Consider the following 15886-nt stretch of genomic DNA (forward strand, 5'->3'; position numbering starts at 1 on the left):
ATGGCAAGAATCGTCGTTATCGGAGCGCCAGGTGAGACTGGCCTATGGGTTGCAGATCTTGATGCAGGAACTGTTAAGCCCTTTCAGCCGCCGGCAGGAACCGCGCTGGAGGCAGCGGGTAAACTCCGGGCTAGCGGAGCTACGATCATCAAAGGCGTGGATTTCGCTGTCTCCGTGAAATCGGCAGACGACGCCTTCTCCGGTCATCTCGACGGATAAGCTAGCCAATGATGCGGCCTCGGGAAGATAGTGATGTTAAACGATCAGATGCCGTACCTTCCTGAGGCCCGCTACGCCACTTACTCGGCGCGTATCTGCACGCCAGAGGAGACGCTCAAGCGCGTCACATCCTTCCTACCACGCTACGGGATCACTCGCGTATCTCGATTGACTGGTCTCGACAATATCGGTGTTCCCGTCTGGAGCGCAGTTACTCCTAACGCTCGCTCGATCGTCATCCATCACGGCAAGGGTATCACTGATGCTGATGCTAAAGTGTCTGCAACGATGGAGGCGCTCGAGCGCGCCATCGCCGGCAGTCCATCGATCGACACAATCACTGCAACACAAGCAAGCCTCGAACTGGAAGGGCGGGTGGTCAATAACCTCGTGGGTCTCATCGCCCAAGGTCGGAACGACATAGCCGACGACGAGATGCTAACATGGGTTCGGGCAAGAGATGTTTTATCCAAAGTTGAAACCTGGGTTCCCTATGAAGCTGTCATCCTGGATCGTACTCCAGAGGTGGTTAGGTTCTGGCAGTCTTCGGATGGCCTTGCATCTGGAAATACACTCTTGGAAGCGAGCTTCCATGGAGTCCTGGAACGCATCGAGCGCGATGCAGAAACTTTGTGGAATATAGCGAACGCAGATCAGCGTCTTAAGACCTGCCTCGACCCTCGCAGCCTTTTGGATCCAATCATAGATGGGCTCGTCAGTAAAATTGAAAAGGCAGGTCTAGAACTTCGGCTGTTCGACATTACGAGCGACATCGGCATCGCCTGTCTCGTAGCGTTTTTGGGGTCGGCCTCAATCACATCAGGAAGCAATTCGCGCTTCATCGACGTGACAAAGGGAAGCGGTGCGCATCTCGATCCCGCGCGAGCCGCAATCCGGGCAATTACGGAAGCGATTCAATCCCGCCTGACTTATATCGGCGGCGCAAGGGATGACATCTATCCTGAGACGTTCGAACGGCCCCTACCGCAGGAAGTTCGGAACTATTTCAACGCCGAGCCGAGGCCCCTCCCTCCCCGCAAGACGGTAGGCCTTGGACCGCTGGAAGACATGTTCGAAACCGTGCTCAAGCATCTTGAAACTGCATCTGTGGGCTCTGTCGTCGTCGCTCCGCTGACACCGCCGGATTTTCCATTCTCAGTCGCCAAAGTCTTGGTGCCTGACCTTGAAAATCCGCCAGGGGAGCGAAAAAGACGTTTTGGGGCCCGAGGTATATCGAAGGCGTTGTTTTCGCTATGAAGGTTGTATTCGCCGGCCCGACGCTTCCGGATGCAGTGAATCTGGTACCGACGGATGTCGAAGTCCGCGGCCCGGCCAAGCACGGAGATTTCGTAGCAGCCGTCACCGAAGGTGCCACGGTGATCGGTTTAATTGACGGATATTTCGAAGATGTAGCCCCCATCTGGCACAAGGAAATTTTATTCGCTCTCTCTCAGGGCGTTCGCGTCTATGGCTCAAGCAGTATGGGCGCTTTGAGGGCTGCGGAATGTGCCGCATTTGGAATGATCGGGATTGGCAAGATTTATAGCCGTTATGAAAGTGGCGAACTCGTTGACGATTCCGATGTCGCGCAAATCCATGGTCCAAGAGAGATGAACTACGTGTCCCTGTCCGAGCCCTTGGTGAACGTCTTGGCAACTCTCGAAGATCTGTTTTTGCGGTGCCAACTTGATCACGCGGAATATGTGGGCCTCATGACAAGCGCCAAACGAACGTTCTTTAAAGAGCGAACTTACCGGGCAATCGTCGCCAACGCCGATCTACCGAACAACTCATCTCGAGAAACTCTACAAATGCTCTTGCGGAAGAACGCTATCAACCAGAAGCGGCGCGATGCGTTGGAGTTGCTGGATGCAATAGCGACGGCTGACGACCGCCGAGTAGAAGTTCCTACGGCATGGACCTTCGCTTCGACGAGGCAGTGGCGAAAAATCCTCTAGGGACGCTGGTTGTAGTCCGATCCTGCTCGGCACCCCAAGCTGTGTCACGCCTATGTCACGCGCAATTCCGTAACTTCTAATTTATCCTTCACCTAGAACACTGATTTGGAATGAAGGATTGATGATGGCACTAAATACTCGTGAGAAGAACGCCGATCAAAACGACGATATCGCACCAGAGCTGGTTTCGATTGCACGGCTTGTGACCTATGCGCGCAACAGCGCTAAGGATCTCGACCTTGAATTCTCGACCTACTGCCTCGATTTGGCTTTAGGTTCGCTGGTCGAAGAGATCAGAAAACGTGGAGTGGATAATACTGAAGGCAGCGATGATGGCCAATTCATCCCGAGCGTCATCTCCGGAGCATCGCACTAACTGCGCGATCTACCCTGCCAATCAAGACTGGTCTTGTCGTCAACTCGTCGATGATGCGCTCGAGTGCCGCGCCGTCATCAATGATACTGCTGAGCGAGGTCGACCATCATTCGCGAGCGTTTCTCCTGAGGTGAGGTTTTCTGTCATCATATGTTGCCGGGGATGATAAGGGCGGAAGATGTTGGAATCGTTGACAACATGGAAGGGCTCAAGTTCACAAATTTCTAGAGCCTTGGGGGAAGGCGCCGACCACCATATCGTTGACGGCAACGTTCCAACGCCTTTAGGTCCCGACGAAGCATAGGTTCAACATCGCATGGTCTTTGTCCAGAAGGCGCGCAGTGGCATCATAAGTCGTTGGGCAGCCGGCGGATCATGGGTTGTTGAATGCCCAAACTGCGGTTTCCAAGCGCAGCGTTTAAGCTAAAATCTATCGTCGGTGTCGGCGAGTACATTCAGTAGGATCTCTCTGGGATGTTTTTCGTCAACCCTGTGATCAAAATTGTACATCCACCCTACATCCGGGGCCTGGCAATTCGTTCAAGGATCGCCGTCGACAGTAGCGAAATCAGAATGATCGCGATCCCCAGCAACACCCTTTGTTCAGGCACCTCTTGGAACACGAAATATCCAACAGCTGTGACGACCAGAAGGGACAGATAGCTGACAGGCGCAAGAATGCTGGCAGCGGCCTTACGATAGGCCTGCAGGAAGCAATACTGCCCAAGTTGCGCCAATAGCCCAATTCCGAGGAGGGGAATCCAGTCAAATGGGGCGACTGGCCTCCATGTCCATACGGCTGGAATGGCGGTGATAACGGCAAGTCCGACCGTATAGAAGACCATCATCACGGTCGTGTTTTCTGCCCGCAGGGCGCGCGCCTGTATTACCGCTAAAGCACCGAAGATAACAGAGAGGAGGATAACCAGAACACCTGCATTGATCTCTCCACCTACGGGATTGATGACAACGACCACACCTACAAAAGCAAGACAGGCTCCAGCCCATCGATACCGGTTCACGCTCTCGCCAAGCAAGGTAACAGCAAGCGCCATTGTCACAAGTGGCCGCGAAAAGCCTACGGCATTCACAGTCGCCAGAGGAAGCAAGCCGATCGCAATGAAATTGCTCGTCAACGCGATAGCATTACAGCAAATGCGGAAAAGGTTGCGCCAGGGATATCGAACGGCTCTCATCTCTTTTCGGTGTCGCCAGATGAGCGGCAGGATGAAGAGCAGGCCGATCATCGCCCGAACGAAAACGAGTTGGAAGGCAGGATAATTTACACCCTGAGCTTTCACCAGCGCGGTCATCCCGCCAGCGACAAGAGCCATGTCCAGCAATAGCCAGCCAATACCCGCATGGACGTCGCTCCTCTGCGGGCCAAGGTGCCTGTCGTGTTCTTCTTCGTCGTTCACGCCGGCTGCACAAGATTGGCCATCAATCGGAAAGCACCTGGAACCAACTTGTCCATCTGGTGATGCAGCACGAGGCTGACATGGGTGTGTCTCCCTGTTCCAATCACACCCGAGACCAGTGCGCCCTTTAAGGGTTGCTCGTCAACATCATGCATGGCCAGCAGCGGCTCGTAGACGTCGTCCCAATTCGAGGCGAAATACAGACCGCGCTCCTTATCCCAGCCGGTCCAGTCTGAGGCATCGATAATATTGGGACCGATGAGCAGCGGATGATCGGGTTGCAACACTATGACCTCTGCTGCTGGGTCCGTTACCCTCCAGCGAAGCGAGGGTTTGCCAATTTCAAGCCGGCACACAGGCGTCGCTTCGGGGTACCATCCGTCGGTCGGTCGGTGGTAGAGGGTAACGAGATGCCCGCCGCTCTCGACGAAGTGATGAATTTTTTCGGTTACCTCTGCAAGATCCCTGCGAATCCCAAAAGCAAATATACCAACGACGATAGTTGTGAAGGCGGAGAGATCGCCACCAAGCGCATGCGCGTCGAGCTCAGTGACATTTAAGCCCATGCGCGCGAGCCACATACCCACTCTGTCTGCGCCGCCGCCAACATAGCCGACGCGCGCATTTTTAGGCAGCTTGAGATCCAGCGACAAAATCTTCAAAGTCGAGGGCGACAGAAAGCGTGCCCGACCGATATGCGGATAAGCAATCGGCGTGATCTGAAAGGCCGGTTGCCCGCCGGAAAGCGCCTCCAGCTGGACAAGACCTGCTGCGCCTTCGCCTGCGAGCTCAGCAAACCAGTCGCCTCCTGAGTGGCGCACGCTCCAACCGCTTGCGGCTTTGAAAGAGATCGGGGCATGTCCCCCGTCTATATCTACCGCAAAACGAATGTTGTTCTGATGTTGTCCCTTTGGGACGAGGAGAGCATCGGGTTTCAGCGTCAACGACTGAGGGGGGGTGACAAAAAATGGTTCTTCCAAGTCGAAAAAACCAGACACTTCTCGCCCATCCACAACGGCCGATATCTGCACATACGCGTGGCCGTTGCCCCCTGCGGCCTTCCAGCCTGGGTGGTAGAGACTAGAAACAGCAGCATTAGTGTCCGCCGCGAGAGAAAAAACGACCGGCCGACAAAGCGATCGAACATCATAGCTTACACCCGCAGGAAGAACCGGCTTGACGTCGGCTTGAAACTCACTGGCTCTGTCGGATAACTCGACCCGAAGCGTTGCAGTCCCTCCTGGAACGATATCAGCTGGCTCGCTGTAAGCTCGTTCGAAGAGGTCGAGTGCGGTCAAAATCGCTAAATCCACCAGCCTGCGTTTGGTGACAATCCTGTGCTCATGCAGTTCTCGGAACGGCTGACCAGAGCTCTCGTCGACCTGTTGCAGGAAATGGGCTGCGGTGAGCAGCGACCGTGCTATCCGCTGAGTATCCGGATAGGCTGAAATGGCTTCAGCAATAGCCCCGTCGGCTTCGATAAGCGCCTTTGCGAGAGCCGGATCGAGGCCATCAAAACCTGCGAGGTCCGCCAATGAGGATGGGAGATTGTCGAGGATAGAAGTTTCCTCACCCACCCCTTCTCCTGGAATGGCGAGATGCAAGGGCCAGATACGCTGCGGCTGTTCTGGCCAGCGCCCCATGCCCTGCGACGCGTGATAATAGCGGGACCACTCGCCGATCCGGTCATATTCGGCGCCGGTCGCCTTCTCTTTGCCGACCGCTTCGACCACCAGCGTTGTGTCCGGCGGAGGAACCTCGTCATCATAGGTGTCGCCACCACCAGACCATGCTGGAAGGTAGAACTTCGCCACCTTCCAAGGCCGCAATCCTTCGGCAGCGTGCTCAGGAAATACGGCAGGATCTGCGGCGAGCGCAACAGCGCTTCTGGCAGCTCGCGTCATGGCCCGGTGATGGCCGTGTTGGCCGGGCACATCAAGGAAGGTCGGGATGACGATATCCGGCCGCTCTTTACGGTAGGCGCGAACCAATCGTTCCACAATGCGCTGTTCTCCCCATCGATCGAACGTCTGGTCACCATTCTTGGAGAAGCCGAAATCGTGAATTCTATCCGCTGGGCCGTGCCCAAGCCAGCTGACATCTGCATCGATAATCCGGGCGGCCTCTTCCAATTCACGCGATCGGATGACGCCCAACGCGCCCAGACGCTCCGGCCCCAACGCGTTCTGTCCACCCTCTCCGCGTGTCGAACATGCGATGATCGTGCGCATGCCAAGCCCCATCCGAAGATAGGCCAGCAACCCGTTCTGCTCATCATCTGGATGCGCACCCGTATGCATGACGGTAATTGTGGAAGTCAGCGCACTCAGCCTACGATGGAGACGAATGAGCCAGGGATCGGCCATCTGGCGTTCGATGCGCTCACGAGGACTAAGCATGCTTGTCTCCCTTAATTTCAGTCGATAACGGCTGCGGTGCCCAGAGATGTCTCTAGCTTTGGTGTCACGATGTCGAATAGCGGCAAGGCAGCAGCGCCAAGCGCGGCGGTCAGCTGACCGGATTTCCCGGTCATGACCCGCGGTAATTCGCGCTGACGATGGCTACCAACCGAAGTCGGCAGTGTTCCCATCCGCTGGATGATGCTCGCGATGATCGCCTCGGGTAGTGCCCCACCCAGAATGATTGTCTGCGGATCAAGAATGTTTTCGAGCATGGCGATCATGGGAGCGAGATGCGCTGCCGCATCATCGATCCAGTCGATGACCGTTGGATCCTGCATCTTGAATAGGGATTCCAGGTTGTCGAGCTCGGTGTTGGCAATACCTGCTTGACCCAGCCGCTCCTTGAGGACGTAGACGGACGCATAGGCTTCCAGGCAGCCTTTCTGGCCGCATGAAGGACATGCTCGACCCCGCGGCGAAACAGTCACATGACCGATTTCGCCAGCATTTCCGAAGGCACCGCGATAAGGGGCGCCGTCCTGGATCATGCCAAGGCCGATACCAACTCCGAAATAGATCATACAGAAATTCGGGATAGATTGCCCCGCACCGAACAGGCGCTCGCCCACAGCCGCAGCCGTTGCATCGTTTTCCACTACGACCTGTTGGCCGCATGCCTCGCTTAGCATTTGCCGCGCGTCAATCCCGTTCCAACCGGAGAGAGTCGTGGGACCAACCGAGGTCATACCATCGATCTCGAACGGCCCCGGCATGACGACGCCCGTGCCAAGTAATCGGCATCCCACCTGGTCTGCGACTGCAGCATGATCTGTTGAAAAGGTTTTAAGGATGGCTTCGGGCGACGTGTCGGTCAAAGGCGTTACGCGATGCGCGCGCAGAATTCCGGCTAGGTCGAGGCCCACTGTAACCATGTGATCGGCGGCGATTTCCACTCCGATGGTCGCCCCACCGTCTGGATTAACGGCAAACTGTATTGGCGGCTGTCCCCGACCTGTACGCCGTCGACCTAACTCTTTCAGAAGCTTCTCACCGACCAGTTCATCGACAATGTTGGCAACTGCCTGGGGAGTAAGATGGGTGATTTTCGCAAGTTGAGCTCGTCCGAGCGATCCATGCCGGCGCACGATATCGAGAACGACCCGCCGATTATGCTCACGGCTTCGCTCAGGATTTTTTCCGATAGCGACTGGATAGGCTTCCATCGTGTGTAACGTCATTTCTCACTTCCGGTCCGCTTGAAACACATAACTCCGGAACGAGAATACACGCAATACATTAATTCAAGTAAATTATCTTATTGACAAATGCGCGCCTTCAGAGAACCGTATAGCCGATCTTGACGACCGGCTCAGTTGCGCTTCGACGAAACGTTACGGTCTGAAGTCGATGAGTCACGCGCCAAGGCGTGAATAAAGGGAACGATCACTCCGTACCCGGAAGACCGGACGGAGAAACAGGAGGCTCACATGCGCAGGACAGCTCTATTTGCCGGATTGGTCGCCGGCTTCAGCACATTTGCATTCAACGCCGCGCAGGCCGTTGAGATACAATATTGGCAGTATGTCTTCGATACACGGGTCAAAGCGATGGATGAATTGATCGCTAATTTCCAAAAGGCCAATCCAGACATCACCGTCAAGCAGGTTACTTTTCCTTACGCCGACTATCAGACACGCGTGATTGCGGCCAATATGTCTGGCAACGGGCCGGATGTGATGCAGCTGTTCTACGGTTGGCTCGACAAGTTTGCCGCAGGAGGGATCTTGCAGCCACTACCCTCGGACGCCTTCCCCCATGACAAGATCGAAAGCGAATTTTTCCCCATCGTCAGCGCCATGAAGCGGGGAGATGATTATTATGGCCTGCCGACGGCTGTACGGTCACTTGCTTTGTTCTACAACAAGAAGCTCTTCACGGAAGCGGGTCTCGACCCCGCTAATCCTCCCAAAACCCTGGACGAGTTCGTGGCTGCGGCTGAAAAGATTTCCAAGCATGACGATGCCGGAAACCTGACTGTCGCTGGAACAACGCTCGATATGGGTGGACAGGACCATCAGTGGTGGCGCGAAGTTCTCATTCGGCAATATGGCGGGGAACCTTATACAGACAATGACCGTAAGGTCGCCTATGACAGCGACGCTGGCATCCAGGCCCTGAAATTCTATACCAGCCTCCAGCTCGAAAAGAAGATCGGACAAGCCGGCTTTATGGATGAAGGTCAGGCAGCGTTTCGTGCTGGCAAAGCTGGAATGACCATAGACGGGACGTTTCGCCTCGGCTCGTTCCGCACCATCAAAGATTTCGAGTGGGGCGTTACCGAACTTCCAACTAACGACAAGAATATCCGCTCCAACTACGCGAGCTATTTCGCCAATGGTATCAGTGCAAAGACCACCGGTGAAAAGCTCGAGGCATCGAAGAAATTTCTCGCCTATATCTCTTCGCCGGAGGCAATGTCGATCTGGTTGAAAACTGTTGGGGAGCTCCCTGCACGTCGGTCTGCGGCTCTTACGGACGCAAACCTCAAAGATCCTATCTACGGCCCGTTCCTGAAGGGTCTCGAATATGCCCACACAACGATATTTCTGGACGAAGCCGCACAGCGCCAAAACGCCATTGACATGACAAACCGTGTCCTTCTTGAAGGCCAGTCGGTAGAGGAATCGATCAAGCAGGCGGCTGAGGCCGAGCAGGAAATCATCGACGCGGCGCAACCCTGATAGGAGTTTCTGCCATGGCGGCGATTGATCAAGATGGGGTGGCGAATGGCCGCCCCGGCGGCTCCTTGCGAGATCGCCTTCCCATGCGGACAAAGCGTCTCATATGGATATGGAGCTTCCTAGCGATCCCTATCCTGTTTTACAGCGTGATCCGCTTCTACCCGACTTTTCAGGCCTTTTGGCTATCATTCACGAACTGGGATCTTTTAAGACCGGCCAAATTCATCGGTTTCGCCAATTATGTGAAGCTCTTCAAAGATCCGCAGTTCTGGAAAGTGTTCAAAAACACCTTTACCTACCTCATCGTCGGCACCCCGATTAGTCTCGTACTGGCCTTCGTGATCGCCTTTTTCCTGGACCGAGTACGGATCCTGCACGGTTTCATCCGGGCACTGTATTTCTTGCCTTACCTGACGACGGCCGCCGCGATGGCTTGGGTTTGGCGCTGGTTTTACCAGCCTCCCCCGATCGGCATCATAAATGATGTTCTCGGCGTGCTGGGGGTACCCCAACAACCGTTCATTCGGTCCACCGATCAGGCGCTCTATTCAGTTATGGTGACAGCCATTTGGGCGGGATTGGGCTTCCAGATTATCATCTTCATGGCTGGATTGCGTGCGATCCCAACGACATTCTACGAAGCTGCCCGAATTGACGGGCTTGGGGAGTGGGCCATCCTCAGGAAGATCACACTTCCGCTTCTAAAGCCAACGACCGTTTTTCTCGTGGTCTTTTCTTCGATCGGCTTCCTGCGCATTTTTGACCAAGTCTACAATATGACGACAAACGACCCGGGGGGTCCGCTTGGCTCAACCAAGCCGCTCGTCTTGATGATCTACCAAACGGCCTTCAATTCCTACGCGATGGGTTACGCCGCGGCTCAGACAGTCGTCCTCTTCACCATCCTGTTGTTCGTCTCACTGCTCCAACTCTGGATATTGAGGGAAAAGAAATGAGCGAAACTCCGCCGCTTTCCCATGCCCGCATCCGGCCAGGTCGTATTCTTGCTTGGACATTGCTATTCCTCGGTGGCCTGATCATGGTTTCACCGCTGCTCTTCATGTTCGCTACCTCCTTTAAGACAGCCGATCAGGTCTACGATCTTCGGCTAATCCCTGCAGCGCCGACCCTCGATAACTACATTACCGTTCTGGCGGACGGACGTTTCCTGCGCTGGTTCTTCAACTCGACGGTTGTTGCCGTCTTGGTGACGATTTCCAACTGCTTTTTCGATAGCCTTGTGGGCTACACGCTGGCGAAGTTCGAGTTCCGAGGCCGTTATTTTATTTTCCTTGCAATACTTTCGACCTTGATGATCCCCACCGAGATGCTCGTCATACCGTGGTATCTGATGTCCAGTCAGCTCGGCTGGCTCGATAGCTATTGGGGGATCATGTTCCCCGGCATGATGACAGCGTTCGGAACATTCTTGATGAAGCAATTCTTCGAGACCGTCCCCAATGACTTTCTCGAAGCCGCGCGTGTCGATGGCCTCAATGAATTCCAGATATGGTGGAAAGTCGCGCTGCCTCTGGTGACGCCAGCGCTCTCAGCGCTTGCCATCTTTACGTTCCTGGGCAACTGGACGGCCTTCTTCTGGCCCCTGATCGTCACAACAAGCAAGGAACTGTACACATTGCCGGTTGGGCTTTCGAGCTTTGCGGTTGAACAGCAGATTCAGTGGGAGATGATCATGACGGGTGCCGCTATCGCCACCATCCCCACCCTCATCGTCTTCATCGTACTGCAACGCTACATAGTGCGTGGAGTGATGCTGGCGGGACTGAAAGGATAACATCATGACCCGTAACAGCCCAAATATCTCCGATACCAGTGTGTTTCCAGACAATGTGTATAAGGAAACTGTCCTTCGCCCGCTATTCGATGGCGCTAAACACCATCACGCCGAGGGCTTTCGGCGCATTGATCGCGCCCACCTTGTCATGCTCCACGAGACCGGAATTCTTGATTTCGACACCGCTTCAAAAATCGCAAAAGCATTAGAGGACATCGATCAAGCAATAGATCCCTCGACCCTCGTCTATACCGGCGAGGTAGAGGACTTCTTTTTCCTAATTGAAAAAGAGCTGAAATCCCGCATCGGCGTCGATGTTGCAGGAAGACTGCATACAGCACGGTCACGCAACGACATCGATCACACTCTGTTCAAGCTTAATCTTAAAGATAAGATCGACCGGCTAAGCGGTAAGTCGCGAATTCTACTCGAAGCATTGATCGATGCGGCCGAGCGCAACGACAAAACCCTGATCGTCGCCTACACACATGGACAGCCCGCTCAGCCCACGACCTTCGGCCATTATCTTTCCGCGGCGATCGAGGTTCTGATCAGGGACATCGAGCGTTTGGGCGAGGCCAGACGTATTGTCGATCTGTCGCCTATGGGCGCCGCTGCCATCACAACCTCCGGCTTTCCCATTGATCGCGCCCGTGTGGCGAACCTCCTTGGTTTTGCCGCACCTGTTCGCAACTCATACTCTTGCATAGCAGCTGTTGATTACACGACATCAACTTACTCGGCCATCGAGCTTATGTTCCTGCACCTTGGAAGGGTTATTCAGGATTTCCAGTTCTGGACAAGCTTCGAAGTCGGACAGATTTACGTGCCGAATTCCTTGGTGCAGATCTCGTCCATTATGCCCCAGAAGCGAAATCCCGTTCCAATCGAGCATCTGAGGCATCTCGCCAGCCAGACGCTTGGCCGGGCACGCACCATGCTGGACATCATGCACAACACACCATTTACAGACATGAACGATAGCGAGGGCGAGAGCCAAGGCACTGGTTATGAGGCGTTTGCGACTGCAGGCCGCGTGCTAGATCTATTTGCCAGCCTCGTCAGCCAGATCATCATCGACCCCAATCGCGTTGACCAAAACATCCGGCGCTCGTGTATTACGATAACCGAGCTCGCCGACTCTCTCGTGCGCATCGAAGACCTTTCTTTCCGTCAGGCGCACGAAATCGCTGCACAAGTGGCAAAGAGCGTGGTCGCCTCTGGCGGCGATCTCCCAAACGCTGGTTACCAGCCTTTCCGGCAAGCCTTTGCCGGGCTCACACAACGAGAAACTAAATTGGACGAGGGGCAATTCAGGCACATCGTCTCTCCAGAACATTTTGTTGAAGTCCGTGCCCGGTTCGGTGGGCCTGCGCCTGACCCGATGCGGGACGCGATCGCCGTATATCGCGACACACTTCTCGCGTTCGAGAAGGAGGCACAGCGGGCAGCCGATCATGAGGCCGCAATGGCAGCCGAATTGGAGCAAAAATTCACTGCCCTTACGGGAGCACGATAATGGCGACTATTGAACTCAATCAACTGGTAAAGCGCTACGGCAAAGTCGAGGCCGTAAAGGGTATAGATCTCGCTATCGGCGACGGAGAATTCGTGGTTTTTGTCGGACCATCAGGCTGCGGAAAATCCACGACACTTCGTATGATTGCAGGACTAGAGGAGATTTCTGACGGAATATTGAAGATCGGCGGAAAGATCGTCAACGAAAAGGAGCCAAAACAGCGCAATATCGCCATGGTGTTCCAGAATTATGCGATCTATCCGCATATGACTGTTCGCCAGAATATCGGTTTCGGACTTTACACGTCCAAGCTCGATCGCGAAGAAAAAAGGCGGCGCATTGAAGATGCTGGGAAAGTCCTCGGACTTGAAGCCCTCCTGGATCGTCGACCGGCTGCGCTTTCGGGTGGGCAACGCCAGCGTGTCGCCATCGGAAGGGCCATGGTGCGTGATCCAGCAGCATTTCTTTTCGATGAACCGCTTTCCAATCTCGACGCGCAGCTCAGATCACAGATGCGCATCGAAATTAAGCGTCTACATCAGCGTCTCAAAACGACGACGGTTTATGTAACTCATGATCAGGTCGAGGCCATGACCATGGCGGATCGGATCGTTGTGATGAAGGACGGGCACATTTTGCAGGTCGGAACACCAACGGAGCTCTATGAATCTCCGGTCGATGTTTTTACCGCCCGATTTATAGGTAGTCCCTCGATGAACCTTCTCCGGGGAACCAGAACTGCTACCAGCGCGGTCCCTTCGGCAACGGGTGAGCTTTTGATAGGTGTGCGCCCCCATGATCTCCTGGTCGGGGAAAGCATGTCCGATACCGGGAGCTTTGCGCTGGAAGGCATTGTGACGGCGGTCGAACCGCTAGGTCCAGAAACGTTGGTGCACCTGGACATAGACAACGGTTCGGTCATAGCCACAGCGCGCGACAAATCCATCCCTGACGTGGGTAGTCACTTGCACTGCCGGGCAGAGCGCGGGACGCTTTACCTTTTCGATGCAAAGACGGAAAAACTTCTGGGCCGCGCATGATGACGAGAGAAAAAGCAGCGGTTATCAGTATCGGCCGAATCTATTGCGACCTTATTTTCACTGGGTTAGAGGAGTTGCCTGTATTGGGCCGCGAATTGTTTGCGGGCGACTTGGAAATTGCGGCGGGTGGTGGCGCCTACATCGCGGCAGCACACCTCACTTACATCGGCCGACCGGCTGCTTTGCTGGCGAGGTTGGGCAATGACGCGCTTTCGTCCATAATCGGCGAAAAAATGAAAGACAGCGGCGTTGAACTCCAATTTATAGATCACTCACCGGATGCGGGACCACAGGTGACCGTGGCGGCAGTAGTCGGTCAGGACAGAGCATTTCTGACCCGCCGCGCTGGGTCAGCCCTACCCTCAACGCTGGACGATGCTCTAGCTTGGAAAGAAGCACGCCATCTGCACATCGCGGAGTTTGCCACTCTCCACGAAATCCCGGACTTGGTGTCGCGCGCAAAAGATAAGGGAATGTCCGTCTCATTGGACCCGAGTTGGGACGCCTCTTTAATCTATGATGATGGGTTCCTGAATTCTTGTGCCGGCGTAGATGTCTTTTTGCCCAACCTTGAGGAAGCCACCGCGATCACAAGCCATGAGGCCCCGGACGCAGCGATCAGAAAACTTTCAGAAGCTTTCCCAACCGTTGCTCTTAAAGTCGGGGGAGCAGGAGCCTGGATTTCGTCCGATGGAAGTATCTGGCATGCACCAGCTCACGATGTCGATGTCGTTGATACCACAGGTGCAGGTGATGCGTTCAATGCGGGCTTCATCGATGCATGGCTCGAACAACTCGATCCTAAGAGGTGCCTTGAAGCTGGCATAACAGCGGGCAGTCGCTCAGTTCAAGTCAGGGGTGGGGGACCAAGATCGTCGTGACCTATGGGCCTCAATAATTTTAGTGGCGGGGCAGCGCCTAGTTTTACCATTGAGTCGATACGCTGCTCAGAGGAGCTGAAATGTTCGTAGTTGCGACAGCCGCTGACAGGCGGCTATCGCGGTTCACACATACAGATAAAACTCACTCCGCCGGGAGTTTTGGTTCGTAGTCAGGCAAAAGCTTGCATGCCTCATCGTAAATCTTGCGCTTTCCCTCGCAAAGCAAGGCCACGGATTGTTTGGTGGGTTTTTTACCTTCTTCGATCCAGGTCAGCATTGCAGTAAACAGCGCTGCGTACTGCGGAGTTGATAGTTTTGAATGCTCCGCCTCGTCGGAGAAATTCTGTACAAGCAGTTCGCTATTCCCGGCCTTCTCTACCGTCTGGCGGTAGATCGCCTCGTGATCTACGAAGACTGTAGGGTCATTGACTGCGTGGAGCGTTATTGTAGGCAAAACGATCTGGCCGGTGAGATCGGCGTCGTAGGCCATTGCGCGACGTGCCTCACGGTCGGCTTCAAAGCGTTCAACACCCTTGTTCAACGCCGTATCGTCATCGGACCCCGTGTACGTGACCGTGGAGTTGTCAAAAGGATTTTTTCCATCCAGTCGGCGCCAAACGATATCCGAAAAAAGTCCGGTCGCCCAAGAAAGGTGAGCCACAAGAGTTTTCTCCGGCACCTTGGTGACCGCAAGGATGTTTTTCAGGTTTCTAGACTGTTGCGCTGTGCGCTCATTCGCTGGAAGCCCCAAGCCTGTGCATTCATTGACACGTTTTTCAAGTTCTTCGCGCTTCATCGTTGCCCCCTTTGGCAGGCCTTGCCAAACGGGATATTGCATTTCGTCTTTTCGCGGGTGGTTCTTGCAATAATACTGGTAGACTGCGCGTAGATCGGCGCGGAAATCGTATCCACGGCTCCCTCCGGCTAAAAGCCCGCTGGTCAGAACGACGCCGTCGTAGTTTTTACGACCCTGCCAGTCGAGCGCATAAAGCTCCGCGGTCTTCGCAGCAACATTGCCGCCCCACGACTGGCCGTGAAGCAGGACATGTTTCGGCTTGCCAAGCTGTTGAATGGCGATGCGCCTTACGCTGTCGGTATCCTCCGCGGCCATGCGCACGCCGTAACCCTGCCGACGATAGTTGGATCCCGCCCAAGCGTAGCCTTCCTGAACCGTCACGACAAAGCGCGTAAGATCTTCTACCGGGTCATCCGCTTGTGGCTTCGCAGTGCGCGGACCACCGTGGGCATGCACGACCAGAGTACCGTTCCAATTCTTTGGTTTTGCAATCCAATAATAGGCGCCATGCAGATCCTGGCCTGCGAAACATTCTGTACCGGCTGGCAAGGCTGTAGGGCAGTCTGCCCTCTTTGGCTCTTCGCCGTCACCCTGTTGTGCTGTGGCGCTGCCGATAGCGATCGCAATAAACGCAATCGCCGGTAAAAGCGTTGTGCTGAAACGCATGAAATTTTCCTCCTCTCCCATCCCCACTGCGATGCTACAGGAATGGGAATGGGTGACAACGCTGAAGAAAAATCA

General features: G+C 54.8%; 14 protein-coding genes. 10 read left to right on the forward strand and 4 right to left on the reverse strand.

The features are described from left to right. The 4 genes from ACTJKV_RS15180 to ACTJKV_RS15195 all read left to right on the forward strand — a co-directional run bounded on the left by ACTJKV_RS15180 (position 1) and on the right by ACTJKV_RS15195 (position 2553). A complete protein-coding gene (locus tag ACTJKV_RS15180) occupies positions 1-219 on the forward strand; it encodes a hypothetical protein (RefSeq protein ID WP_112519776.1) in 219 nt (72 codons plus the stop codon). 33 nt (positions 220-252) lie between these two features. After that, positions 253-1476 carry a YcaO-like family protein gene (locus tag ACTJKV_RS15185; protein WP_335323912.1) on the forward strand — a complete coding sequence of 408 codons (1224 nt, stop codon included), beginning with the start codon at positions 253-255 and terminating at the stop codon, positions 1474-1476. Next, positions 1473-2177: a TfuA-like protein gene (locus ACTJKV_RS15190; RefSeq protein WP_112519775.1), complete on the forward strand. Its 705-nt coding sequence runs from the start codon at positions 1473-1475 to the stop codon at positions 2175-2177. The genes ACTJKV_RS15185 and ACTJKV_RS15190 overlap by 4 nt, the downstream gene beginning before the upstream one ends. Before the next feature lie 124 nt (positions 2178-2301). After that, entirely contained in the window at positions 2302-2553 is a 252-nt protein-coding gene (locus ACTJKV_RS15195) for a hypothetical protein (RefSeq protein ID WP_062424639.1), read from the forward strand. A 515-nt stretch (positions 2554-3068) separates the two neighbouring features. On the opposite strand, the gene ACTJKV_RS15200 is transcribed toward ACTJKV_RS15195, so the two are convergent. Genes ACTJKV_RS15200 through ACTJKV_RS15210 form a run of 3 tightly spaced genes read right to left on the reverse strand, consistent with a single transcriptional unit; the run spans position 3069 to position 7611 of the window. Beyond that, positions 3069-3971 carry a DMT family transporter gene (locus ACTJKV_RS15200; protein WP_062424460.1) on the reverse strand — a complete coding sequence of 301 codons (903 nt, stop codon included), beginning with the start codon at positions 3969-3971 and terminating at the stop codon, positions 3069-3071. After that, the gene (locus tag ACTJKV_RS15205) at positions 3968-6370 is read right to left on the reverse strand and encodes a PIG-L family deacetylase (RefSeq protein WP_112519774.1); all 2403 of its coding nucleotides are present in this window, start codon (positions 6368-6370) and stop codon (positions 3968-3970) included. Before ACTJKV_RS15205 ends, ACTJKV_RS15200 begins: the two co-directional genes overlap by 4 nt. 17 nt (positions 6371-6387) lie before the next feature. Beyond that, positions 6388-7611 (reverse strand): ROK family transcriptional regulator, encoded by a 1224-nt coding sequence (locus ACTJKV_RS15210; RefSeq protein WP_062424458.1) that lies wholly within the window; start codon positions 7609-7611, stop codon positions 6388-6390. 249 nt (positions 7612-7860) lie between these two features. On the opposite strand from ACTJKV_RS15210, the gene ACTJKV_RS15215 reads away from it, so the two are divergent. From ACTJKV_RS15215 to ACTJKV_RS15240, 6 genes are read left to right on the forward strand one after another with little or no spacing between them, the layout of a single operon-like run. Continuing rightward, positions 7861-9114 (forward strand): extracellular solute-binding protein, encoded by a 1254-nt coding sequence (locus tag ACTJKV_RS15215; protein ID WP_112519773.1) that lies wholly within the window; start codon positions 7861-7863, stop codon positions 9112-9114. A gap of 14 nt (positions 9115-9128) precedes the next feature. Further along, positions 9129-10070, forward strand: coding sequence for a carbohydrate ABC transporter permease (locus ACTJKV_RS15220; protein WP_062424456.1), 942 nt, complete (start codon positions 9129-9131; stop codon positions 10068-10070). Next, complete coding sequence (locus tag ACTJKV_RS15225; RefSeq protein WP_062424455.1) at positions 10067-10909, forward strand: carbohydrate ABC transporter permease; 843 nt, start codon at positions 10067-10069, stop codon at positions 10907-10909. The genes ACTJKV_RS15220 and ACTJKV_RS15225 overlap by 4 nt, the downstream gene beginning before the upstream one ends. A gap of 4 nt (positions 10910-10913) precedes the next feature. Continuing rightward, positions 10914-12428, forward strand: a complete 1515-nt coding sequence (argH, locus tag ACTJKV_RS15230) for an argininosuccinate lyase (RefSeq protein ID WP_112519771.1) — start codon at positions 10914-10916, stop codon at positions 12426-12428. Beyond that, complete coding sequence (locus tag ACTJKV_RS15235) at positions 12428-13468, forward strand: ABC transporter ATP-binding protein (RefSeq protein WP_111846558.1); 1041 nt, start codon at positions 12428-12430, stop codon at positions 13466-13468. The genes argH and ACTJKV_RS15235 overlap by 1 nt, the downstream gene beginning before the upstream one ends. Then, on the forward strand, positions 13465-14349 hold the full coding sequence (locus ACTJKV_RS15240; protein WP_112519770.1) for a PfkB family carbohydrate kinase: 885 nt from the start codon (positions 13465-13467) through the stop codon (positions 14347-14349). Before ACTJKV_RS15235 ends, ACTJKV_RS15240 begins: the two co-directional genes overlap by 4 nt. Before the next feature lie 142 nt (positions 14350-14491). Here ACTJKV_RS15240 and ACTJKV_RS15245 read toward each other — a convergent pair whose 3' ends face one another. Continuing rightward, entirely contained in the window at positions 14492-15811 is a 1320-nt protein-coding gene (locus ACTJKV_RS15245) for an alpha/beta hydrolase family protein (RefSeq protein WP_112519769.1), read from the reverse strand. Positions 15812-15886 lie beyond the last annotated feature (75 nt).

Source organism: Agrobacterium sp. 22117 (genome assembly GCF_052045735.1).
GTDB classification, from domain to species: domain Bacteria; phylum Pseudomonadota; class Alphaproteobacteria; order Rhizobiales; family Rhizobiaceae; genus Agrobacterium; species Agrobacterium cavarae.